The sequence below is a fragment of the Pseudomonas brassicacearum genome, from assembly GCF_918698105.1.
Lineage (GTDB): Bacteria > Pseudomonadota > Gammaproteobacteria > Pseudomonadales > Pseudomonadaceae > Aquipseudomonas > Aquipseudomonas brassicacearum_F.
This window is the reverse complement of sequence record NZ_CAKKMI010000013.1, coordinates 54,446-74,899: the sequence shown is the minus strand read 5'-3', so window position 1 is coordinate 74,899 and position 20,454 is coordinate 54,446. Positions and strand designations below refer to the sequence as shown.

21 protein-coding genes and 1 tRNA gene are annotated in these 20,454 nt (G+C 60.5%); 14 read left to right on the top strand and 8 right to left on the bottom strand.

Going from position 1 to position 20,454, the window contains the following annotated elements; all coding sequences use genetic code 11:
• The first annotated feature begins 1 nt into the window (after nt 1).
• A complete protein-coding gene (locus LQ215_RS07730) occupies nt 2–781 on the top strand; it encodes a divergent polysaccharide deacetylase family protein (protein WP_230148570.1) in 780 nt (259 codons plus the stop codon).
• A gap of 313 nt (nt 782–1,094) precedes the next feature.
• Here LQ215_RS07730 and LQ215_RS07725 read toward each other — a convergent pair whose 3' ends face one another.
• The 7 genes from LQ215_RS07725 to LQ215_RS07695 form a co-directional block, all read right to left on the bottom strand.
• Nucleotides 1,095–1,841, bottom strand: a complete 747-nt coding sequence (locus LQ215_RS07725; protein ID WP_230148569.1) for a substrate-binding periplasmic protein — start codon at nt 1,839–1,841, stop codon at nt 1,095–1,097.
• 63 nt (nt 1,842–1,904) lie between these two features.
• Nucleotides 1,905–2,675 carry an imidazole glycerol phosphate synthase subunit HisF gene (gene hisF / locus LQ215_RS07720; protein ID WP_003186747.1) on the bottom strand — a complete coding sequence of 257 codons (771 nt, stop codon included), beginning with the start codon at nt 2,673–2,675 and terminating at the stop codon, nt 1,905–1,907.
• A 9-nt stretch (nt 2,676–2,684) separates the two neighbouring features.
• Entirely contained in the window at nt 2,685–3,422 is a 738-nt protein-coding gene (gene hisA, locus LQ215_RS07715) for a 1-(5-phosphoribosyl)-5-[(5-phosphoribosylamino)methylideneamino]imidazole-4-carboxamide isomerase (RefSeq protein WP_003196828.1), read from the bottom strand.
• A gap of 42 nt (nt 3,423–3,464) precedes the next feature.
• Nucleotides 3,465–3,719, bottom strand: a complete 255-nt coding sequence (locus LQ215_RS07710) for a DUF2164 domain-containing protein (protein WP_230148568.1) — start codon at nt 3,717–3,719, stop codon at nt 3,465–3,467.
• A complete protein-coding gene (hisH, locus tag LQ215_RS07705; RefSeq protein WP_003196824.1) occupies nt 3,719–4,357 on the bottom strand; it encodes an imidazole glycerol phosphate synthase subunit HisH in 639 nt (212 codons plus the stop codon). The genes LQ215_RS07710 and hisH overlap by 1 nt, the downstream gene beginning before the upstream one ends.
• The gene (gene hisB, locus LQ215_RS07700) at nt 4,357–4,950 is read right to left on the bottom strand and encodes an imidazoleglycerol-phosphate dehydratase HisB (RefSeq protein ID WP_003186751.1); all 594 of its coding nucleotides are present in this window, start codon (nt 4,948–4,950) and stop codon (nt 4,357–4,359) included. The genes hisH and hisB overlap by 1 nt, the downstream gene beginning before the upstream one ends.
• A 292-nt stretch (nt 4,951–5,242) precedes the next feature.
• Nucleotides 5,243–6,904, bottom strand: a complete 1,662-nt coding sequence (locus LQ215_RS07695) for an OFA family MFS transporter (RefSeq protein WP_230148567.1) — start codon at nt 6,902–6,904, stop codon at nt 5,243–5,245.
• A 508-nt stretch (nt 6,905–7,412) separates the two neighbouring features.
• On the opposite strand from LQ215_RS07695, the gene LQ215_RS07690 reads away from it, so the two are divergent.
• From LQ215_RS07690 to LQ215_RS07640, 11 genes are all read left to right on the top strand, one after another.
• Nucleotides 7,413–9,644 carry an AsmA family protein gene (locus LQ215_RS07690; RefSeq protein WP_230148566.1) on the top strand — a complete coding sequence of 744 codons (2,232 nt, stop codon included), beginning with the start codon at nt 7,413–7,415 and terminating at the stop codon, nt 9,642–9,644.
• Nucleotides 9,641–10,708, top strand: coding sequence for an A/G-specific adenine glycosylase (gene mutY / locus LQ215_RS07685; protein ID WP_230148565.1), 1,068 nt, complete (start codon nt 9,641–9,643; stop codon nt 10,706–10,708). Before LQ215_RS07690 ends, mutY begins: the two co-directional genes overlap by 4 nt.
• Nucleotides 10,705–10,977 (top strand): oxidative damage protection protein, encoded by a 273-nt coding sequence (locus tag LQ215_RS07680; protein WP_230148563.1) that lies wholly within the window; start codon nt 10,705–10,707, stop codon nt 10,975–10,977. Before mutY ends, LQ215_RS07680 begins: the two co-directional genes overlap by 4 nt.
• Nucleotides 10,978–11,079: 102 nt before the next feature.
• A tRNA-Phe gene (locus tag LQ215_RS07675) sits at nt 11,080–11,155 on the top strand.
• A 365-nt stretch (nt 11,156–11,520) separates the two neighbouring features.
• Nucleotides 11,521–12,468 carry an antitoxin Xre/MbcA/ParS toxin-binding domain-containing protein gene (locus tag LQ215_RS07670; protein WP_230148561.1) on the top strand — a complete coding sequence of 316 codons (948 nt, stop codon included), beginning with the start codon at nt 11,521–11,523 and terminating at the stop codon, nt 12,466–12,468.
• A 122-nt stretch (nt 12,469–12,590) separates the two neighbouring features.
• The gene (locus LQ215_RS07665) at nt 12,591–12,920 is read left to right on the top strand and encodes a DHCW motif cupin fold protein (protein ID WP_230148559.1); all 330 of its coding nucleotides are present in this window, start codon (nt 12,591–12,593) and stop codon (nt 12,918–12,920) included.
• Nucleotides 12,921–12,981: 61 nt separating this feature from the next.
• Nucleotides 12,982–13,389, top strand: coding sequence for a hypothetical protein (locus LQ215_RS07660; RefSeq protein WP_230148557.1), 408 nt, complete (start codon nt 12,982–12,984; stop codon nt 13,387–13,389).
• A 220-nt stretch (nt 13,390–13,609) separates the two neighbouring features.
• A complete protein-coding gene (locus LQ215_RS07655) occupies nt 13,610–14,668 on the top strand; it encodes a PDDEXK nuclease domain-containing protein (RefSeq protein WP_230148555.1) in 1,059 nt (352 codons plus the stop codon).
• Between the two features lie 94 nt (nt 14,669–14,762).
• The gene (locus LQ215_RS07650) at nt 14,763–15,368 is read left to right on the top strand and encodes a biliverdin-producing heme oxygenase (RefSeq protein WP_230148553.1); all 606 of its coding nucleotides are present in this window, start codon (nt 14,763–14,765) and stop codon (nt 15,366–15,368) included.
• Nucleotides 15,365–17,599: an ATP-binding protein gene (locus LQ215_RS07645; RefSeq protein ID WP_230148551.1), complete on the top strand. Its 2,235-nt coding sequence runs from the start codon at nt 15,365–15,367 to the stop codon at nt 17,597–17,599. Before LQ215_RS07650 ends, LQ215_RS07645 begins: the two co-directional genes overlap by 4 nt.
• Nucleotides 17,600–17,639: 40 nt before the next feature.
• Nucleotides 17,640–18,086 (top strand): hypothetical protein, encoded by a 447-nt coding sequence (locus LQ215_RS07640; protein ID WP_230148549.1) that lies wholly within the window; start codon nt 17,640–17,642, stop codon nt 18,084–18,086.
• 9 nt (nt 18,087–18,095) lie between these two features.
• On the opposite strand, the gene LQ215_RS07635 is transcribed toward LQ215_RS07640, so the two are convergent.
• The gene (locus tag LQ215_RS07635) at nt 18,096–18,533 is read right to left on the bottom strand and encodes a carboxypeptidase regulatory-like domain-containing protein (RefSeq protein ID WP_230148547.1); all 438 of its coding nucleotides are present in this window, start codon (nt 18,531–18,533) and stop codon (nt 18,096–18,098) included.
• Nucleotides 18,534–18,909: 376 nt separating this feature from the next.
• Here LQ215_RS07635 and LQ215_RS07630 point away from each other — a divergent pair, with 376 nt between their 5' ends.
• On the top strand, nt 18,910–19,683 hold the full coding sequence (locus LQ215_RS07630) for an ABC transporter ATP-binding protein (RefSeq protein ID WP_014336086.1): 774 nt from the start codon (nt 18,910–18,912) through the stop codon (nt 19,681–19,683).
• A 13-nt stretch (nt 19,684–19,696) separates the two neighbouring features.
• Complete coding sequence (locus LQ215_RS07625) at nt 19,697–20,452, top strand: ABC transporter substrate-binding protein (protein WP_230148545.1); 756 nt, start codon at nt 19,697–19,699, stop codon at nt 20,450–20,452.
• Nucleotides 20,453–20,454: the final 2 nt, after the last annotated feature.

The following is a 20,454-nucleotide window of genomic DNA, read 5'->3' as shown; positions in this document are numbered from 1 at the left end:
GATGGGCCTGCGTTTCACCTTCGTCCTGCTGTGCCTGCTGGCGGGGGCCGTTAACGCGGCGCCCGCCACACCTTCCTCGCCGCCCAAGGCCTACCTGAGCCTGATCATCGACGACCTGGGGCAAAACCTGCCTCGGGACCGCCGGGTACTGGCCCTCCCCGGCCCGGTCACCGCCGCGATCATGCCCGACACACCCCACGCCGCCGAATTTGCCCGCGAAGCCCATCGCGCCGGCAAACTGGTCATGCTGCACATGCCCATGGACCCGGCCACGGGGCCGTTCGCCTGGCACCCGGAGCTGCCCATCGAAGAACTGGGCAAGCGCCTCGACGCGGCGTTCGCGGCCGTGCCTTATACCAGCGGGATCAACAACCACATGGGCAGCCGCATGACTGCCCAGCCCCAGGCCATGGCGTGGTTGATGGCGAACTTGCAACAGCGACACAAGTTTTTCGTCGACAGCCGCACCAGCGCCCAGACCGTCGCCGCCGCCGAGGCGCAGAAGATCGGCCTCGCCAGTGTGTCGCGGGACGTGTTCCTGGACGACGAGCGCACCGAAGCCGCCATCACCCACCAGCTCCAGACCGCCATCGACCTGGCCCGCCGGCAAGGCTCGGCCGTGATGATCGGCCATCCCTACCCACAGACCCTGGCGGTGCTCGAACGCGAGCTACCCCAGCTCAAGGCCCAGGGCATCGAATGGATCGACATCAAGTCGATGATCAGCCTGCGCAGCAACCGGGCGATGCTCGGGCATGGGAAAGATGGGGTTTATCGGTAGCGGCTGACCGCGTCGCCGCCATCGTCGGATCGCCGCCCGGAGCAAGCTCGCTCCCACAGTGGTTCTGCATCGGGCACAAGACTTGTGTTCACCGCAGATCCCCTGTGGGAGCGAGCTTGCTCCGGGCGGCGATCCGACGATGAAGGCTGCACATTCAACATCTCTGCAAGCTGATCCACCGCATTCGCGAGCAGGCTCGCTCCCACATTTTTATCTGTGGTGAATGCAGTATCTGGGTTCGCCCCGATACCTGTGGGAGCGAGCTTGCTCCGGGCAGCGATCCGACGATGACGGCAGTGCGGCGGGTACAGCCTTAGAGATACCGCGCCATGATCGCGTCCACTTCACCTTCCTTGCGCAGTTCATCCAGGGCCTTTTGAAGCCGGGCGACCACGTCGTCGGGCACGTCCTTGTTCAAGGCCAGGTACAGCTCGGCACTGTTGAAGCGCAGCACGGTCTTGAGATCGTTCACCCCTTCCTGACGTGCCAGGTAACGCCCGGCAGGATCCCCGGTGGCCCACAGATCGATCTGGCCGTTGACCAGTTTCCGGGCGTTGTCCTGATCGCGTAACACGACAATCGGCTTCAGCCCTTGCTTGGCCAATGTCTCGGCAATCGCGTCGCCCTTGTAGGCACCGATCTTGTACTGGCGCGCCTGCCCCAGCGAGTCGAGGGCGATCTTGCTGTCGGACTTGGCGAGCATGATCCAGTCATCCGGACCGATGGGCCCGACCCATTTGAACAGCTTCTCACGCTCCGGCAACCGCGCCATGACAAACACGCCGTAGCCAGGGTTTTCCAAGGCGAGTTTGTAGATGCGCTCCCAGGGGAAACGCAGCGTCAGGCTGTAGGAGATATCGGCGCGCTTGAATATTTCCCGGACGATGTCCACGGCAATGCCATGGATGTTCTCGTCCTGGGCGAAGTTCTTGCCGTTCTTGGCCATGTTGTACGGGGGGAAGTTTTCCGTCAGCAACACCAGCGATGTATCAGCGGCGCGGACAGTGCCAGCGAGCAGCAACGTGGCACCGGCAAAGGCAAGAACGAGGCGTTTGAGCATGTCGGGCTACCGCAATCCATGGTGTGCCCAAGAGTGCCTTGGGCCCGCCATGGTGTCCAGCGGTCAGCGAACGCAGATACCGCGATGCGCCATGTAGGCCTTGGCTTCCGGCACGGTGTATTCGCCAAAGTGGAAAATGCTCGCCGCCAACACCGCGCTGGCATGGCCCTCGATAATCCCGTCGGCCAGGTGTTGCAGGTTGCCGACGCCGCCGGAAGCGATCACCGGAATGCCCAGGGCATCGCTGATGGCGCGGGTCACACCGAGGTCGAAGCCGTTTTTCATGCCGTCCTGGTCCATGCTGGTCAGCAGGATTTCACCGGCGCCCAGGCCTTCCATCTTCTTCGCCCACTCGACGGCGTCGAGGCCCGTGGGTTTGCGACCGCCGTGGGTGAAGATCTCCCAGCGCGGGGTTTCGCCAGGGCCGGAGACCTTCTTCGCGTCGATGGCGACGACGATGCACTGCGAACCGAAGTGCTGGGCCGCTTCACCGACGAATTCCGGGTTGAACACCGCCGCGGTGTTGATCGACACCTTGTCGGCACCGGCATTGAGCAGGTTGCGGATGTCCTGCACGGTGCGCACGCCACCGCCCACGGTCAGCGGGATGAACACCTGGCTGGCCATGCGTTCGACGGTATGGAGCGTGGTATCGCGGCCATCGACGCTGGCCGTGATGTCGAGGAAGGTGATCTCGTCCGCACCCTGTTCGTCGTAGCGACGGGCGATTTCCACCGGGTCGCCGGCATCACGGATGTTCTCGAACTTGACGCCCTTGACCACCCGGCCGTTGTCCACGTCCAGGCAAGGGATGATGCGTTTGGCCAGCGCCATGGTGAGTCCTCAGCCTTTATAGGTATCGCAGAAGGCCTGGGCCTCGGCGACGTCCAGGGTGCCTTCGTAGATCGCGCGACCGGTGATCGCACCGATGATGCCCGGTGCCTTGGCGTCGAGCAGTGCCTTGATGTCACCCAGGTTGTGGATGCCACCGGAAGCGATCACCGGGATCTTCGTCGCTGCAGCCAGGGCGGCGGTGAACGGGACATTGCAGCCCTGCATCATGCCGTCTTTGGCGATGTCGGTGTAGACGATGGCAGACACGCCGTCGGCTTCGAAACGCTTGGCCAGGTCGATCACCTGTACGGTACTGACTTCAGCCCAGCCGTCAGTGGCGACGAAACCATCTTTTGCGTCCAGGCCAACGATGACCTTGCCCGGGAAGGCGCGGCACGCTTCAGCCACGAACTCGGGCTCCTTCACGGCCTTGGTGCCGATGATCACGTAGCTCACGCCAGCCTTGACGTAGTGCTCGATGGTTTCCAGCGAGCGGATGCCGCCGCCGATCTGGATCGGCAGGTTCGGGTAGCGCTTGGCAATGGCCGTGACCACTTCGCCATTGACCGGCTGCCCTTCGAAGGCGCCGTTCAGGTCGACCAGATGCAGGCGACGGCAGCCGCCCTCCACCCACTTGGCGGCCATGCTCACCGGGTCATCGGAAAACACCGTGGAGTCTTCCATGCGGCCCTGGCGCAGACGTACGCAAGCGCCGTCCTTGAGATCGATAGCGGGGATAATCAGCATCTGGCAAACCTTCAAATACGAATATTCAGCTTGGCTCGAAAATCAGTTTTTCTCGAGCGCCCACAAGTCGCTTTCAATGCTTTCGAACCTTTCTTTAAGGTGCGTCTGCACATCGAAAATCGCCCTGTTGTAATAGTGCGGAGCAATTTCGCGGGTAAACAGGTCAAGAATTTCCGCCGCTTCGAACGAGCCCAGGTCCAGCTCGAAACGTTCCTCCATGAACCGCTGGATCTTGCGGTTCGCTTCACTCTCCTGCTCGGATGTGAGGCTGAGGATCGGCGGTTTCTTGCGGGCCATTACCAGCGCCCATCCCACGCCGCGAAGTTCTGCAACAGTTGCAGGCCATGGGTATGGCTCTTCTCGGGGTGGAACTGCACGGCGAAGCGCGAACCATCGGCCAGGGCCGCGGCGAAATCGACGCCATAGTGGCCGCTGCCCACCACCTGCCGCGCATTGCCGGCGGCGATGTAGTAGCTGTGCACGAAGTAGAAGCGCGCCAGGTCCGGGATGTTGTGCCACAGCGGGTGATCCACCGTCTGCTTCACTTCGTTCCAGCCCATGTGCGGGACTTTCAGGTGCTCGCCGTCTTCATGCAGGCCCTTGCCGAAAAACTTCACCTGGCCTGGGAACATGGCAATGCAATCGACGCCGTCGTTCTCTTCGCTGTGTTCGAGCAAGGCTTGCATGCCCACGCAGATACCGAGGAACGGACGGTCCTGGCTGACTTCGTGCACCAGCTTGTCGAAGCCCAGGCGACGAATCTCGGCCATGCAATCGCGAATCGCACCGACGCCGGGGAACACTACCCGGTCGGCTTCGCGAATCACGTCGGCATCGCTGGTGATCAGCACCTTGCCGGCGCCCACGTGCTCGAGGGCCTTGGCCACCGAGTGCAGGTTGCCCATGCCGTAGTCGATAACCGCGACCGTCTGCATTACAGGACGCCCTTGGTGGAAGGCATCTGGCCGGCCATGCGGTCATCGAGCTCGACGGCCATGCGCAGCGCGCGGCCGAAAGCCTTGAACACGGTTTCGATCTGGTGGTGGGTGTTGTGCCCGCGCAGGTTGTCGATGTGCAGGGTCACGTTGGCGTGGTTGACGAAGCCCTGGAAGAATTCCTGGAACAGGTCGACGTCGAAGCCGCCGACGGTGGCACGGGTATACGGCACATGCATCTGCAGGCCCGGGCGGCCGGAGAAGTCGATGACCACCCGCGACAGCGCTTCATCGAGCGGCACGTAGGCATGGCCGTAGCGACGGATGCCCTTCTTGTCGCCGATGGCTTTGGTAAAGGCTTGCCCCAAGGTGATACCGACGTCCTCCACCGTGTGGTGGTCATCGATATGCAGGTCACCCTTGCTGACGATGTCCAGGTCGATCAGCCCGTGACGGGCGATCTGGTCCAGCATGTGCTCAAGAAAAGGTACACCGATATCAAACCGGGCCTTTCCGGTGCCATCCAGGTTGATCGAGGCTTTGATCTGGGTTTCCAGAGTGTCGCGCTCGACAGACGCCTTACGTTCGGCCATCACCAGCTCCGCAAAATCATTGGGCGAAAAAGGCAGCCATTATAGGGGCGCGAGCGGCAAACAGAAACACAAGAGGTGACATCACTGACGGGCTGAATCCCGGGCTGTCGGTGATAGACATGTCCATACAAGTCTTTGCCATCACCCAAAACGACTGTGGGAGCGAGCTTGCTCGCGATAGCGGTGGGCCAGCCGACCATGATGTCGACTGACACACCCTCATCGCGAGCAAGCTCGCTCCCACACAAGCTCCCATAAGAGTTGCCCTGGCCTGATGGCCAGGGCAACGGTCTTAGTGGAACAACACCGCCGTCTTCTGCAGGGTCACCCACACACCCCACGCCAACGGAATGCCCACCACCAGCCAGGCGGCGATTGCCAGGGGTTTGGTGCCTGGCGCCGCTTTCCACTCCAGCGAAGTGGTGCTGTCGGCGCCCTTGTCATGGCCCAGCGCCTGTTCGGCGGCCAGTTCGGCGTCGGTCATGAAGTACTTGTCGGCGACCGGACGGACCAGCAGGTTGCACAGGAAGCCCAGCACCAGCAGGCCGGCGAGGATGTACAAGGTGATGTCATAGGCCGCGGCACGTTCAACGCCGATGCTCAGTTGATATTCACGCAGGTAGTTCACCAATACCGGACCCAGCACGCCCGCCGCCGCCCATGCGGTCAACAGGCGACCGTGGATCGCGCCGACCATTTGCGTACCGAACAGGTCCGCCAGGTAGGCCGGCACAGTGGCGAAACCGCCGCCGTACATCGACAGGATGATGCAGAACGCCGCCACGAACAGCGCGACGCTGCCCAGGTGACCGAGGTTCGGGATCAGCGCGTACAGGGCAAAGCCCAGGGCGAAGAACACGAAATAGGTGTTTTTGCGACCCAGGTAATCCGAGAAGGATGCCCAGAAGAACCGGCCGCCAATGTTGAACAGGCTCAGCAGACCGGTGAAACCGGCCGCGATGGCCGCGATCTGGCCCAGTTGCACGGCGTCCAGCTGACCGAAAGGCAGGTCATTGCCGAGCAACTTGCCGCCGAACACTTCCTGCAACAGTGGCGAAGCCATGCCGAGGATGCCGATACCGGCGGATACGTTCAGGCACAGCACCAGCCATACCAGACGGAACTGCGGGGTCTTCCAGGCCACGTTCACGTGAACGTGGCGATGGGTGATCATCGCGTTCGCGGCTTTCTTCGGTGCCGGGGTCCAGCCTTCAGGCTTCCAGCCGGTTGGTGGAACGCGGTACGACAAGGCGCCACCGATCATGAACACGAAGTAGATCGCGGCCATGACCAGGAAGCTCTGCCATACGCCCACGCCGGTTGGCGAAGCGAAATGGCTCATCAGCGCAGCAGCCAGCGGAGCACCGACCATCGCACCACCGCCGAAACCCATGATCGCCATGCCGGTGGCCATGCCGCGTTTGTCCGGGAACCACTTGATCAGGGTCGACACCGGGGAGATGTAGCCTAGCCCCAGGCCGATACCGCCGATCACGCCGGAACCGAGCCACATCAACCAGATCTGGTGGGTATAGATACCCAGCGCAGAAATCACCAGGCCACCGCACCAGCACAACGCCGATACAACACCGGCCTTGCGCGGCCCGGCGTGTTCCAGCCAGCCGCCCCAGATGGCTGCCGAGCAACCCAGGAAAATGAAGAACAGGGTGTAGATCCAGCCGAGCATCGAGATCGGCCAGTCACATTGGGACGAAAAGACTTGCGAGATGAAGCTCATATCCGGAGCACAGGCCACAGGCTTGGAAATACCCAAGGCTTTGGACAGTGGCAGCCAGAACACCGAGAAGCCGTAGGCCATGCCGATGCACAGGTGAATGGCCAGTGCGGCCGGTGGAACCAGCCACCGGTTGAAACCGGGCTTGGCGATGATACGTTCCTTGGAGAGGAACGCTGGCTGGTCGGCGACGCCGCCTGCCGTGATGCTCGTGCTCATTGTGTATCCCCCAATTATTGGAATGGTCCGTCAGCCACGCGTCACCCTCAGCCTTCATTGCACGCAGGCATGGCTGTATTTTCTGGTGAAGCTCCATAGTGTGCGACATCAAGTCGCAGAAGGACGGACGAACGGGCAAAGGTTACCATTTGCTGGTGACAGAAAAACCAAAGTGATATCACCTTTTTCGTGCCATCTGTCTTATCGCACGCTGGCTCGCTTTCTGTAGGGGGCTAACGATTTATTTTTTCAGGAACTGACACCAGCCCCTGTGGCGAGGGGACTTATCCCCGCTGGGGCGCGAAGCGGCCCTGAGACTCGATACTTCGGTCCATCAGGTTGATTGCGTTTGCTGATCGGTGTTGCTTCGCAACCCTGCGGGGATAAATCCCTGTCCCCATTGGTCTTTGTTCGGCAGGCCTGCCGGAAGAACGATCCCCAACGCGCCATCAACGCAGGGCGTTATACTCCCGGCTAAATTTTGAACTCAACCTACAAGGATTCGCCCATGAAAGCGTTCGGCAAAATCCTGGGTCTGGTACTTCTCGGGCTGTTGCTGATCATTGTGGCCCTGGGCTTTGCCCTGACCCACCTGTTCGATCCCAACGACTACAAAGAAGAGATCCGCCAGATAGCCCGCGACAAGGCCCACATCGAGCTGACCCTCAATGGCGACATCGGCTGGAGCCTGTTTCCATGGCTGGGCCTTGAGTTGCACGACGCCAGCGTCGCGACCTTGGCCAGTCCGGGCAAGCCTTTCGCCGACCTGCAGATGCTCGGTCTTTCGGTCCGGGTAATACCGCTGCTGCGCCGGGAAGTACAGATGAGCGATGTGCGGGTCGAAGGCCTGAACCTGCGGCTCAACCGTGACAAGAACGGGCACGGCAACTGGGAAGACATCGGCAAGGTGCCCGCCTCTGCGTCGACGGCGAAGGCGCCGGCGCCCGTGCCGGCCGAACAACCGACCCCGCCCGTCGGCACCCCGGCAGAAAAACCTGCCCAGCCGACCCGCCTGGACATCGATAGCCTGACCGTGAACAACGCCCGGGTCGAATACACCGACGAGCAGACCGGCAAGCTGTTCACCGCCGAGAGCATCCAACTGAGCACCGGCCCAGTCCACGACTCCACCAATATCCCGGTCACCCTGACGGCATTCCTGTCCAGCAACCAGCCAGCCGTACGCGTACGCACCGAGGTGACGGGTGAACTGCGCTTCGAACGTGCCCTGCAACGCTACAAGTTCGAAGACCTGAAACTGTCCGGCGAAGCCACGGGCGACCCGTTGCAGGGCAAGACCCTGAACTTCGCCGCCCAAGGCCAACTGTTCCTGGACAAGGCGGCCAACGTCGCCGAATGGACCGGCATCAAGCTGTCGCTCAATCAACTGCGCGCCCTGGGTGAACTGAAGGTCAACGACCTCGACAAGACTCCACAACTGAATGGCGGGGTGTCGATCGCTCAGTTCTATCTGGCGAAGTTCGTCGACAGCGTCGGCCAGCAACTCCCGGCCATGGCCGAAGGCAGCCTGAGCAAGGTCGAACTGGTCAGCCGCATTGCCGGCACGCCGAGCAGCGTCGAATTCAACAACATCAACCTGAAGGTCGACGACAGCAATTTAAGCGGTCGCATCGCCGTGGAAGACTTTGCCAAACAGTCCCTGCGCGTACAGCTCAAGGCCGACACGTTCAACGTCGACCGCTACCTGCCGCCAAAGTCCGCCGAAGCCGACAGCTCCAAGGCGGCCCGCGAGGCTGAAGTCAGCAACACCGAAGCCAGCGCCATGGCCGGTGCCGGCAGTACACCGCTGCCAAGCGCCCCGACCCAGGGCGCCTGGAGTAACGACCGACTGTTTCCGGTGGAACGCCTGAGCAAGCTGGACCTCGATGCCGACCTGACTTTCGGACAACTGACCCTCGATAAACTGCCGATCCAGAACGCCGCGCTCAAGGCCACCGGCCGGGGCGGCCTGCTGACCCTGGAGAACCTGCGGGGCGATCTGTACAGCGGCAACTTCGAAACCAAGGGCACCCTGGACGTGCGCCAGCCTACGCCACAGTTGAGCCTGCAAACCCGTATCAACCGGGTCCCTGCCGAGAAGATCATCGAAAGCCAGGGCAAGAATCCACCGGTCAAGGGCCTGGTCACGCTCAATAGCGCAATCACCGCCAGCGGCAATAGCCAGAAGGCCCTGATCGACAGCCTCAACGGCAACGCCGGGTTCGTCATCCACGATGGCGTGCTGCTCAATGCCAACCTCGAACAGCAATTGTGCAAAGGCATCGCCACCCTCAATCGCAAGAGTCTCAGCGGCGAACCCCGGGGCAAGGACACGCCGTTCCAGCAACTCAACGGCAACCTCACCTTCAACAATGGCGTCGCCAACAACCCGGACCTGAAAGTGCGCATCCCCGGCATGACCGTCAACGGCAACGGTGATATCGACCTGCGGGTGCTGGGCATGGACTACCGTGTCGGCATCATCGTCGAAGGTGACAAGAGCGACATGCCCGACCCGGCCTGCCAGGTCAACGAACGCTACGTTGACGTCGAATGGCCGTTGCGCTGCCGCGGCCCGTTGGAGCTGGGCGCCAAGGCCTGCCGCCTGGACAACGAAGGGATGGGCAAGGTCGCGGCGAAACTGGCCGGTGACCGTCTCGGCGACAAGATCGACGAGAAGCTGGGCGACAAGGTCAGCCCCGAACTCAAAGATGCGCTCAAGGGGCTGTTCAAGCGATGAGAGCGGAACAGTTTTCCACCGCCGTACTGGACTGGTTCGACCGCCACGGGCGCCACGATTTGCCCTGGCAACAAGCCATCTCGCCCTATCGGGTGTGGGTCTCGGAAATCATGTTGCAGCAGACCCAGGTCAGTACCGTGCTCAACTACTTCGACCGGTTCATGGCCTCGCTGCCCACCGTTCAAGCCCTGGCCGCCGCGCCGGAGGACGAGGTGCTGCATTTGTGGACCGGGCTGGGCTATTACACCCGTGCGCGCAACTTGCAGAAAACCGCGAAAATCGTCGTCGAGCAGTACGGCGGCGAGTTTCCCCGGGACGTGGAAAAACTCACCGCGTTGCCGGGGATCGGCCTGTCCACTGCCGGCGCCATCGCCAGCATCAGCATGGGCCTGCGGGCGCCGATTCTCGATGGCAACGTCAAGCGGGTACTGGCGCGCTTCACCGCCCAGGAAGGCTACCCAGGCGAACCCAAGGTTGCCAAACAGCTGTGGGCCACCGCCGAACGCTTCACGCCGCAGGACCGCGTCAACGCCTACACCCAGGCAATGATGGACCTGGGCGCCACGCTCTGCACCCGCAGCAAGCCCAGTTGCCTGCTCTGCCCGCTGAAGCAAGGCTGCGAGGCCCACATGCTGGGCCTGGAAACCCGCTACCCGATTCCCAAGCCTCGCAAGGAAGTGCCCAAGAAGCGCACCTTGATGCCGATGCTGGCGAACCACGAAGGCGCAATCCTGCTTTACCGTCGCCCTTCCACAGGGCTGTGGGGCGGACTGTGGAGCCTGCCGGAACTCGACGACCTCGATGACCTGCAGCACCTGGCCCTGCAACACTCGCTGGAATTGGGCAGCCAACAGGAAATGCCAAGCCTGGTGCACACCTTCAGCCACTTCCAGTTGGCGATCGAACCCTGGCTGGTCCGGGTCCGGGAAACCGGCCATCACGTGGCCGAGGCCGACTGGCTCTGGTATAACCTCGCCACCCCGCCGCGCCTGGGCCTTGCCGCCCCGGTCAAAACCTTGCTCGAACGCGCGGCCGCCGTAATGAACGCAGGAGAGTTGCAATGACCCGCACCATCATGTGCCGCAAGTACAAAGAAGAACTGCCTGCCCTGGAGCGTGCTCCATTCCCGGGCGCCAAGGGCCAGGACATCTACGACCACGTCTCGGCCAAGGCCTGGGCCGACTGGCAGAAACACCAGACCCTGCTGATCAATGAAAAACGCCTGAACATGATGAACGCCGAAGATCGCAAATACCTTCAAGGCGAGATGGACAAGTACTTTTCCGGCGAAGATTACGCCAAGGCCGAAGGCTACGTACCGCCATCCGAATAAGCTGTTCAGCGCGGGGGCGGATCGTAAGCGACGGTAATAGTTAAATATTTTTTGAAAACTTGCTTGACGCCCCCCTGAAAAACCCGTTTAATGCGCCCCGTTGCCCAGATAGCTCAGTCGGTAGAGCAGGGGATTGAAAATCCCCGTGTCGGCGGTTCGATTCCGTCTCTGGGCACCAAATACCGAAAACCCCGATCAAGCAATTGATCGGGGTTTTTTATTGCCTGAGTTTCCTTGCGCTGCACAATTGATCTCTTCCGGGCAGCCCCTGTCCCTCAAGAGCAGTCAGCATAAGTGTTGCGGCTCGTTTCCGTCTTTGATCCACACATCGCGAGCGATTAACCTCTTTCCCCACGCCGATCTGATGGGCTCTTCCATTCATGATCGAATTTGCGCCACACGCAGTGAAAATTTGCGTCATACGCAGAATCTGCGTAATACTGCCCCCAACAACTAACCCTCGTGACCGGTGTGGCCTGACCATCTGGTTGGAGGGGGAAAAAGCCGGCGCAAGCCGGTTTTTTCGTTTCTGGAGCATCAGATATGCAGGGATCGCCCGATCTCGAACCTCTGCGCACCCGTATCTACATCGATGGCTACAACTTCTACTACGGTTGCCTGAAGGGAACCGCGTACAAATGGCTCGATTTGCTGCCACTGTTTGAAAAACACGTCCTGCCATCTGTGCAGGTCAAGGGCAATGAAGGCCTCGTCAGGCAATCGGCCCTGCTTGCCTCCCCCTCGATAAAATTCTTTACCGCCAAAATCATCGAGACCGTGGCACGGGCGCAAGATTCTGTCTCGTCTCAAGCCCGCTATCACACAGCCCTGCGCAAGCTGTACGACGAGCGCATCGACTTGGTGGAGGGTTACTACGCGGTCAACAGGATGAAGGTGAAGGTTGTCGATGTCCGTCATCCGGATCGCGCCCCTCGTGAATGTGAAGAAATCCAGGCCTGGAAAGTTGAGGAAAAGCAGAGCGATGTGAACCTGTCTCTGCACGCCTATCACGATGCGATTACCGGGGCGATTGATCATGCGGTGTTTGTCACGAACGACACAGATATCGCCCCGGCTCTCCAGATGATTCGTAAGCACACGACCGTCAGGGTGGGTGTCGTTATTCCAACAACCAACCACGAACGAATTCCTAATACCGAGCTAGCCGACACGGCTCATTGGGTGCGTACTCATATCACTCACGCGGAGCTTGCTGCCTGTCAGCTACCTCGAGTAATCCCCGGACGAAAGGCGACGGTAAAACCAGAATCCTGGTATGCACGTCCCGATTTACTACAACAGGTCCTCGAGTTGGTTATTCCCATCCGAGGGAATCGCGGTAAGGCGTTCAAATGGATGGAACAACCCAACGTCCACCTGAACGGCCATCGTCCTATCGAGTTGGTAGAAACCGAGAAGGGAACCCAGCAGGTATTGAGCTATATCCATGACTGGATGGCTCATCAAGCCAAACTCCCAGACAGCATGTAGGCACCATCGGCATCAGGATGGGTATTTGCCAAAGTTTCTGTGGCCAGCGACTTCTTCCTCTGCCACATAGACTCAGCTACATTCGACCCTCGTTACCCCCTCCCACAAACAGACGAGTCGACATGGACATCACCGGCATCCCCTTCGGCACCACCGATTGGTCAACCATCGAACCCACCGAGCACAAAGGCGTCACCGGAACCGCTTATTGGCGCACCCAACAGTTCGGGAGCATTCGCGTACGGATGGTGGAATATACGCCGGGTTACCTGGCCGACCATTGGTGCACCAAGGGCCACATCCTGTTTTGCCTCAAGGGCGAGCTCAATACCGAACTCGAAGACGGCCGGCAATTTTTGCTCAAGCCCGGCATGAGCTACCAGGTCGCCGACCAGGCCGAGCCCCATCGATCCTCCACTTCATCGGGAGCTACGCTCTTCATAGTGGATTGAGATTCGAAGCGTTCCCACTGAAGCTGTAGGATAGATGGCCTTATCCATCAGGAATCCGACCATGTCATCGGCGAACAAACAGCAGAAGCGCAGCCAGCGCGCCAAGGCGAAAGCCAAGCAGAACCGTACCAAGCGTGCTGCTGCGCCGAACGATTTCCTCGACCCGAACGACGAGCGCATCGATCTGGAAACCGTGGACCTGACGGAGATGTTCCAACTCATGGGCGCCGCCGAAAAGATCAGCCAACAGGCCATGTGCACAGTCTTCCTGGGGCATCCACTGCTGGAGTTGGTGCTGGAGCAGGAAGGTGAGGAAGAAGCCACTGACTTCATCATTACGGCCCTGATCGAATATCGCCGCCTGACCACGGGTGTCGATGAGCAGACCGCGCTGGATTGGGTGGAAAGCGAGCAGTTCCAGGCCGATTATGTGGCCGCATCCCAGGCTCTGGCGCAAGTTAAGGTCTGACTCTCGCCCGCCAAGCGCTTTGTGCCGAAGGGGTTCGCGGTGGCTGACAGGCTGGGGGGATAGCTCCTACAACCCAAGGTCAACCAACAGGGGGCGGCGTCATACCCGTCCTGCATAAATCCGTTATTTTTCCGCCCAAACAATCAGCCCCGTCCGGCATCATCGAAACGTCGCCTGGAGCATCCTCGCGGTCCGCCCCTCTCAATGGCTGGACACTGCGATGACGCCACTGCTGCCCCAAGACGACCCACAGCTCGCCCCCTTGATCAACGAACTCGGCGAGCTGATTCGCCAGGCACGCCAGAAGATTCTGCGTGCCGTCGATACGCACCAGGTACAAACCTGCTGGCAGATCGGCCAGCACATCATCGAATTCGAACAGGGCGGCGCCGAACGGGCGGCTTACGGCGCAAGATTGCTATCGTCGTTGGCGAAAGTGCTGACGGCGCGGTTTGGGAAAGGGTTTGATGCTTCAAATTTGCGCTACATGCGCCTCTTTTATCAGGCGTTTCCAATCTGTGACGCACTGCGTCACGAATTAAGCTGGACTCACTATCGAACGCTGCTACGCGTCGAAAATGCGAATGCACGCCGTTGGTACATGAACGAAGCCGTCACTCAAAACTGGTCCACCCGCGCCTTGGAACGCCAGATCGGCACGTTCTATTACGAACGTCTCCTGGCAAGCCGCGACCGGCCTGCGGTAGAGCAGGAAGCCGCCGCCAATATTGAGAAACTGGATTTCGGTCCCAGGGACATCGTCCGGGATCCGGTGGTCCTTGAGTTCCTAGGATTGCCCAATACCGGCATGCTGCTGGAAACCGAGCTCGAACAGGCCTTGATCGACCAGCTACAAGGCTTCCTTCTGGAACTAGGGAAAGGCTTCGCCTTTGTCGCCCGCCAACAACGCATCAGCACCGAAAGCAAAGACTTCTACATCGACCTGGTCTTCTACAACTACTTGCTCAAGTGCTTTGTGATCGTCGATCTCAAGCGTGGCGAGCTCAGCCACCAGGACATCGGCCAGATGGATATGTATGTGCGTCTCTACGATGATCTCAAGCGCGGCCCTGACGACAAACCCACCGTCGGCATCATTCTCTGCGCTCAAAAGGATGAGTCGGTGGTGCGTTATTCCGTGTTGCAGGGCAATGAACAGCTATTCGCCAGCCAGTATCAGCTGGTGCTCCCCACTGAAGAAGAGCTGCGCAACGCGCTGGATCGCGAACAGGCACGCCTTGAGGAAGGGGCAATCGTGCGCAGCGAGTTGGAGGAATAAAAGCCGATACCCAATGACCGCGCACTCAAAAAACCCATGTAAGATTGGTGCGCTTTTTTTCCAGCAATGCTTCAGTCAATGAGCTTCAGCCTGCATGTCACCGGCCGCACCCCACCCTTCCCTGATCCAGGCGTTGCGGACCGAAACCGCTGAACTGCACGTCGCCCTGGAAAAACGCCTGCCGTTTTTCTCACCGCAGTTGGACCTGGATCTGTACCGACGCCTGATGGCGGCCTACTACGGTTTTTATCAGCCGCTGGAGCAACGGCTGCATGTGCTGGCATTGATTCCAACCGGGCTGGACCAATCCCTGCGCATCAAACTCCCGGTATTGCGGGCCGACCTCGCGGCATTGGGCCTGAATGAAGCCGCTATCGAGGCATTGCCCACCTGCCAGGCGCTGCCAAGAATCGACTCCCGAGCCGCTGCCCTCGGCGTTTCCTACGTCCTGGAAGGCGCGACCCTCGGCGGACAGATCCTGCGGCGCAGGGTGGCCGAGCAGCTCGGTCTTGATGCTTGCAGCGGCGCTGCCTTTCTCAATGTGTATGGCGAACTCACCGGCCGACGCTGGAAGGATTTCCTCCAATACCTGGACGACAGGAACCTTGGCGAGGCCCAGGTGTTCGAAGTCACACGCGCCGCCAAGGCGACGTTCTCTCATTTTGAACACTGGCTGGACAGCCAAAAGGTACTGTTATGACCCCGGAAAACCAGGAAGCCTTCGAAGAACTGCTCGCCAATTGCGCAGACGAACCGATTCGCTTTCCTGGGGCCATCCAGCCTCACGGCGTGTTGTTGATGCTGTCCGAGCCCGATTTCGTGATCCGTCAGGTCAGCGCCAACGTGTTGCAATTGATGGCGCAAGATCCCCACAGGTTGTTGGGCCAGACGCTCGACGCACTGTTGGGGCCGGAACAGGCCGAGAAGATCCTCATTTCCTGTCGCGCCGCCCCGCAAAGCGACAACGCGCCCGTGGCCATTGTCGTGAACCAGCAGCGCTTTGACGCCTTGGTGCATCGCCACCAGGGCGCCCTGATCGTCGAACTGGAACAGCACCTGAGCGACTATCGCCCCGAAGGCGTCAGCGGCGAGGCCAACCTGGGCCGCATGCTGCAACGCCTGCAAAGTGCGAAAACCCTCCAGGCCCTGTACGAAATCAGCGTGCGGGAAATCCAGGCCATGACCGGCTACGACCGGGTGCTGATCTACCGCTTCGAGGAAGAAGGCCACGGCCAGGTGATCGCCGAGGCCAGCGCGCCGTCGATGGAGCTCTACAAGGGCCTGTTTTTCCCCGCCTCGGATATTCCCGAACAGGCCCGCGAGCTGTATCGCACCAACTGGCTGCGGATCATCCCCAACGCCGACTACGCGCCAGTGCCGCTGGTCCCGGAACTGCGGCCCGACACCCAGGCGCCCCTGGACCTGAGCTTTGCCACACTGCGCAGCGTCTCGCCGATCCACCGCCAATACATGAAAAACATGGGCGTGCTGTCCTCCATGAGCATCTCGTTGATGGAAGGCGAGCGCTTGTGGGGGCTGATCAGTTGCGGCAATCGCCAGCCGCTGCTGGTCCCCCATGAAATGCGCATGGCCTGCCAGACCATCGGCCAAGTGCTGTCGTTGCAGATCAGCGCCATGCAAGCCCTGGAACTGACCCGGCAACGGGACGCCAAGCTGGAAGACCTCAAGGTCCTCGCCACCGTCATGGCCGAGTCCAGCGAAAACGTCTTCGATGGCCTGTCCCATGAGCCACAACGGCTCATGGACCTGACCGGCGCCAGCGGCGTGGCGATTTTCGAAGACAACAAGCTGCACCGCCACGGCCAATGCCCGGAGCCGGAGCAGATCCGCGAACTGCACAAATGGATCCTGGAAACCGGCAAACCGGTGTTCTCCCACCACCACCTGAGCAGCGTCTTTGCGCCTGCCCAGGCTTATCAGGACGTGGCCAGCGGCGTGCTGGCGATCCATCTGCCCAAGCCTGTGGAAAACGGCGTGCTGTGGTTCCGTCCCGAGGTGAAGCAGACCCTCCAATGGAGCGGCGACCCGCAAAAACCCCTGGACCTGGAAAACAGCGAGACCGGCCTGCGCCTGCGCCCCCGGACGTCTTTCGAGATCTGGAAAGTCGAAATGGCCGGCATCAGCGCCAAATGGACCCATGGCGATCTGTTCGCCGCCAACGACCTGCGGCGCTCGGCCCTGGAAAACGACCTGGCCCGGCAGGTGCGCAAGGAGCGCCAGGCCGTGCAGGCCCGCGATGAGCTGGTGGCCGTGGTGTCCCATGACCTGCGCAGCCCGATGACAGTCATTTCTATGCTCTGCGGCATGATGCAAAAGGCCTTCAGCTCCGACGGTTCTCACAGTTCCAAACGAATCTCGTCAGCCATCGACACCATGCAACAGGCCACCAGCCGCATGAACTCGCTGCTCGAAGACCTGCTCGACACTTCGCGCATCGACGCCGGGCGCTACACCATCAATCCCCAGCCGATGGACGTCAGCCAGATCTTCGAAGACGCCTGCTCGCTGCTGACGCCGCTGGCCACTGCCAAGGCCATCGCCATGTCCTTCCACGCCGAACCCAACCTGAGGATCAATGCCGATCCCGAGCGACTGTTCCAGGTGCTGTCGAACCTGATTGGCAACGCCATCAAGTTCACACCGCAACAAGGCACCGTGGGCATCAGTGCGATGTCCGTCGGCGATGAGATCGTCTTCAGCGTCCGCGACACCGGTGAAGGGATCGCACCAGAGCAGTTGCCTCATGTTTTCGAGCGCTACTGGACAACCAAGGAAGGCAACCCGAACGGCACCGGGCTGGGGTTGTACATTTCCAAGGGGATTGTCCAGGCCCATGGCGGTAAACTGCACGCCGAAAGCCAGCCAGGCCAGGGCAGCGAATTCCGCTTTACCGTGCCGAAAATCGACTGAGCCGGGCACCGTCCCCTAACGAACTGGAAACCGAAGCCCAATGGCCTCACTGAACAAGCAGCAAAAACGCGCCAAACGCGCCAAAGACAAAGCCAAGCAGATCCGCATGACCGGACGCAAATCGATCCCAATGTATGGCGACCCGGCCCACGCCACCGCCCAGCCACCGGTCTACGTGCTGGAACTGTTCGCCAAGCTGCGCGAAGCCGAGGCCATCAGCCGCAGTGAAATGCTCGATACGCTGCTCACGTCCCTGAGCGTGATGATCATCGAACGCCCAGGCCTGCTCGACCTGAAAAACGCCGAAAACGAAAGCATGGCGGCGACCAACCTGGCCGCGGACATGCTGGTGGACTACCGCATGTGGGTCGATGAAATGGACCGCGAGACCGCCCAGCGCTGGCTCAGCACACCGGAGTTCATCAAGGACTTCAGCGAGGCGCTGGATCGGTATCGCCAGTCGATGGAAGAACCCGCCAGCGAATAAGCCGGCCGGTTATTCGTCACCGTTCCAATGGAACACCAGGTTGCGCGCGGCCCCGCTGCCTACCTCTGCAGTGTCGCGCCGCTCCTCACCGTTGCGCGTCGCCACCACGGTGTACTTGCCCGGCGGCAGTTGCACATAAACCAGCGGCCCCGCATCGCTGAGGGTCAGCAATGTTTGTTCCGATGCATTCTGGATGACGACCTTCACATCCGGGATGTATTTGTTTTCCGGGCCGACCGCGAATGTCATGTGCAAGTTGTAACCCTGGGCCTGCCCAATGGCCCGGGCTTCATCCTCACCGATACCGCCGGACAGATAAGTGATGCCGTTCTGCTGCATGGGCTGGACCTGGACGCCTGTGCTGTCTACAGGGGCGAGGCTGGTGGCGTTGAGCATGGGTGGGACAAACAGCGCGCCTAGAACGATGAGGCAAAATAGCGACTTCATGACACACCTCCTGAGATTGGACGCCACTTCGTTTGATCGGTTTATGAACATCGACGTTCAGACCGATTGGAAGTTGAGGCGAATGCCAATCGGAATAGGCACGCTCATCCGGTTAACCCTTCCAACCCCCGCCCAAAGCTGGCACCATCGCGCCTTTTTTTACGCGACTCCCCGGACTTTCAGCGGTAAACAAGGTTCAAACGGCCGTTAGGTTGTTGATGGCGCGACAGTCTGCTGCGCCGATGCGACAACCTGCCGCACATCACCGGTTTACCGCCCGTAGCGCTGTTGGCGGCCATTCGGACGCATGCTAGCTTGGCCGCCTCGCCAAGGAAGGCAGCCAACAGCAAGGGAGCACATACCATGAGGACCGCACATGGCCCAGGCCACGCCCGCGCTTGAAATCCGCAACCTGCATAAACGCTACGGACAGCTGGAGGTGCTCAAAGGCGTCTCGCTGACCGCCCGCGACGGCGACGTGATCTCGATCCTCGGATCCTCCGGGTCCGGCAAATCCACATTCCTGCGCTGCATCAACCTGCTGGAAAACCCCAACCAGGGCCAGATCCTGGTGGCCGGCGAAGAACTCAAGCTCAAGGCCGCAAAGAACGGTGAACTGGTGGCCGCCGACGGCAAACAGATCAACCGCCTGCGCAGCGAGATTGGTTTTGTCTTCCAGAACTTCAACCTCTGGCCGCACATGAGCGTGCTCGATAACATCATCGAAGCGCCGCGCCGGGTGCTTGGCCAGAGCAAGGCCGAAGCCGTCGAAGTGGCCGAAGCCCTGCTGGCCAAAGTCGGTATCGCCGACAAGCGCCACGCCTATCCGGCCGAACTGTCCGGCGGCCAGCAACAACGCGCCGCCATCGCCCGGACACTGGCGATGCAGCCCAAGGTGATTCTGTTCGACGAACCCACCTCCGCCCTTGACCCGGAAATGGTCCAGGAAGTACTTAGTGTGATCCGCGCCCTGGCCGAAGAAGGACGCACCATGCTGCTGGTCACCCATGAAATGGGCTTCGCCCGTCAGGTTTCCAGCGAAGTCGTGTTCCTTCATCAAGGCCTGGTCGAGGAGCAAGGATCGCCACAGCAGGTCTTCGAGAACCCGCTTTCGGCGCGCTGCAAACAATTCATGTCCAGCAACCGCTAACGGAGCAGTACACATGCAGACCTACAAGAGATTCCTCCTGGCCGCAGCGGCCAGCCTGGTCTTCTCGGCCAGCGCCATGGCGGCCGACAAACTGAAGATGGGCATCGAAGCGGCGTATCCGCCATTCAATAACAAAGATGCCAGCGGCCAGGTCGTGGGGTTCGATAAAGACATCGGCGATGCCCTGTGCGCCAAGATGAAAGTCGAGTGCGAAGTGGTCACTTCCGACTGGGACGGCATCATTCCCGCCTTGTTGGCCCAGAAGTTCGACTTCCTGATTTCTTCGCTGTCGGTCAACGACGAGCGCAAGCAAGCCGTGGACTTCACCGACCCGTACTACTCCAACAAATTGCAATTCATCGCACCGAAAAACGTCGATTTCAAAGTCGATAAAGAGTCTCTCAAGGGCAAGGTCATCGGGGCACAGCGCTCCACCCTCGCCGGTACCTGGCTGGAAGACGAACTGGGCAGCGATATCACCGCCAAGCTCTACGACACCCAGGAAAACGCCTACCTGGACCTGACCTCCGGTCGCGTCGACGCGATCCTGGCGGACAAATACGTGAACTACGACTGGCTGAAAACCGACGCTGGCCGTGCTTACGAATTCAAGGGCGACCCGGTGGTGGAAGGCGACAAGATCGCCATTGCGGTGCGCAAGGGTAACGACGAGCTGCGCAACAAGCTGAACGCCGCCCTCAAGGAAATCATTGCCGACGGAACCTATAAAAAGATCAACGACAAGTACTTCCCGTTCAGCATCTATTGATA

Excerpts from the sequence above, each read along its gene's own strand:
- LQ215_RS07640 (WP_230148549.1), top strand. The coding sequence starts at position 17,640 with ATGGCCTCACTGAACAAGCAGCAAAAACGCGCCAAACGCGCCAAAGAC.
- LQ215_RS07630 (WP_014336086.1), top strand. The coding sequence starts at position 18,910 with ATGGCCCAGGCCACGCCCGCGCTTGAAATCCGCAACCTGCATAAACGC.
- hisB (WP_003186751.1), bottom strand. The coding sequence starts at position 4,950 with ATGGCCGAACGTAAGGCGTCTGTCGAGCGCGACACTCTGGAAACCCAG.
- hisH (WP_003196824.1), bottom strand. The coding sequence starts at position 4,357 with ATGCAGACGGTCGCGGTTATCGACTACGGCATGGGCAACCTGCACTCG.
- LQ215_RS07730 (WP_230148570.1), top strand. The coding sequence starts at position 2 with ATGGGCCTGCGTTTCACCTTCGTCCTGCTGTGCCTGCTGGCGGGGGCC.
- LQ215_RS07625 (WP_230148545.1), top strand. The coding sequence starts at position 19,697 with ATGCAGACCTACAAGAGATTCCTCCTGGCCGCAGCGGCCAGCCTGGTC.
- LQ215_RS07635 (WP_230148547.1), bottom strand. The coding sequence starts at position 18,533 with ATGAAGTCGCTATTTTGCCTCATCGTTCTAGGCGCGCTGTTTGTCCCA.
- LQ215_RS07695 (WP_230148567.1), bottom strand. The coding sequence starts at position 6,904 with ATGAGCACGAGCATCACGGCAGGCGGCGTCGCCGACCAGCCAGCGTTC.
- LQ215_RS07645 (WP_230148551.1), top strand. The coding sequence starts at position 15,365 with ATGACCCCGGAAAACCAGGAAGCCTTCGAAGAACTGCTCGCCAATTGC.
- LQ215_RS07655 (WP_230148555.1), top strand. The coding sequence starts at position 13,610 with ATGACGCCACTGCTGCCCCAAGACGACCCACAGCTCGCCCCCTTGATC.
- LQ215_RS07650 (WP_230148553.1), top strand. The coding sequence starts at position 14,763 with ATGTCACCGGCCGCACCCCACCCTTCCCTGATCCAGGCGTTGCGGACC.
- LQ215_RS07665 (WP_230148559.1), top strand. The coding sequence starts at position 12,591 with ATGGACATCACCGGCATCCCCTTCGGCACCACCGATTGGTCAACCATC.
- LQ215_RS07710 (WP_230148568.1), bottom strand. The coding sequence starts at position 3,719 with ATGGCCCGCAAGAAACCGCCGATCCTCAGCCTCACATCCGAGCAGGAG.
- mutY (WP_230148565.1), top strand. The coding sequence starts at position 9,641 with ATGAGAGCGGAACAGTTTTCCACCGCCGTACTGGACTGGTTCGACCGC.
- LQ215_RS07680 (WP_230148563.1), top strand. The coding sequence starts at position 10,705 with ATGACCCGCACCATCATGTGCCGCAAGTACAAAGAAGAACTGCCTGCC.
- LQ215_RS07670 (WP_230148561.1), top strand. The coding sequence starts at position 11,521 with ATGCAGGGATCGCCCGATCTCGAACCTCTGCGCACCCGTATCTACATC.
- LQ215_RS07690 (WP_230148566.1), top strand. The coding sequence starts at position 7,413 with ATGAAAGCGTTCGGCAAAATCCTGGGTCTGGTACTTCTCGGGCTGTTG.
- LQ215_RS07660 (WP_230148557.1), top strand. The coding sequence starts at position 12,982 with ATGTCATCGGCGAACAAACAGCAGAAGCGCAGCCAGCGCGCCAAGGCG.
- LQ215_RS07725 (WP_230148569.1), bottom strand. The coding sequence starts at position 1,841 with ATGCTCAAACGCCTCGTTCTTGCCTTTGCCGGTGCCACGTTGCTGCTC.
- hisA (WP_003196828.1), bottom strand. The coding sequence starts at position 3,422 with ATGCTGATTATCCCCGCTATCGATCTCAAGGACGGCGCTTGCGTACGT.
- hisF (WP_003186747.1), bottom strand. The coding sequence starts at position 2,675 with ATGGCGCTGGCCAAACGCATCATCCCTTGCCTGGACGTGGACAACGGC.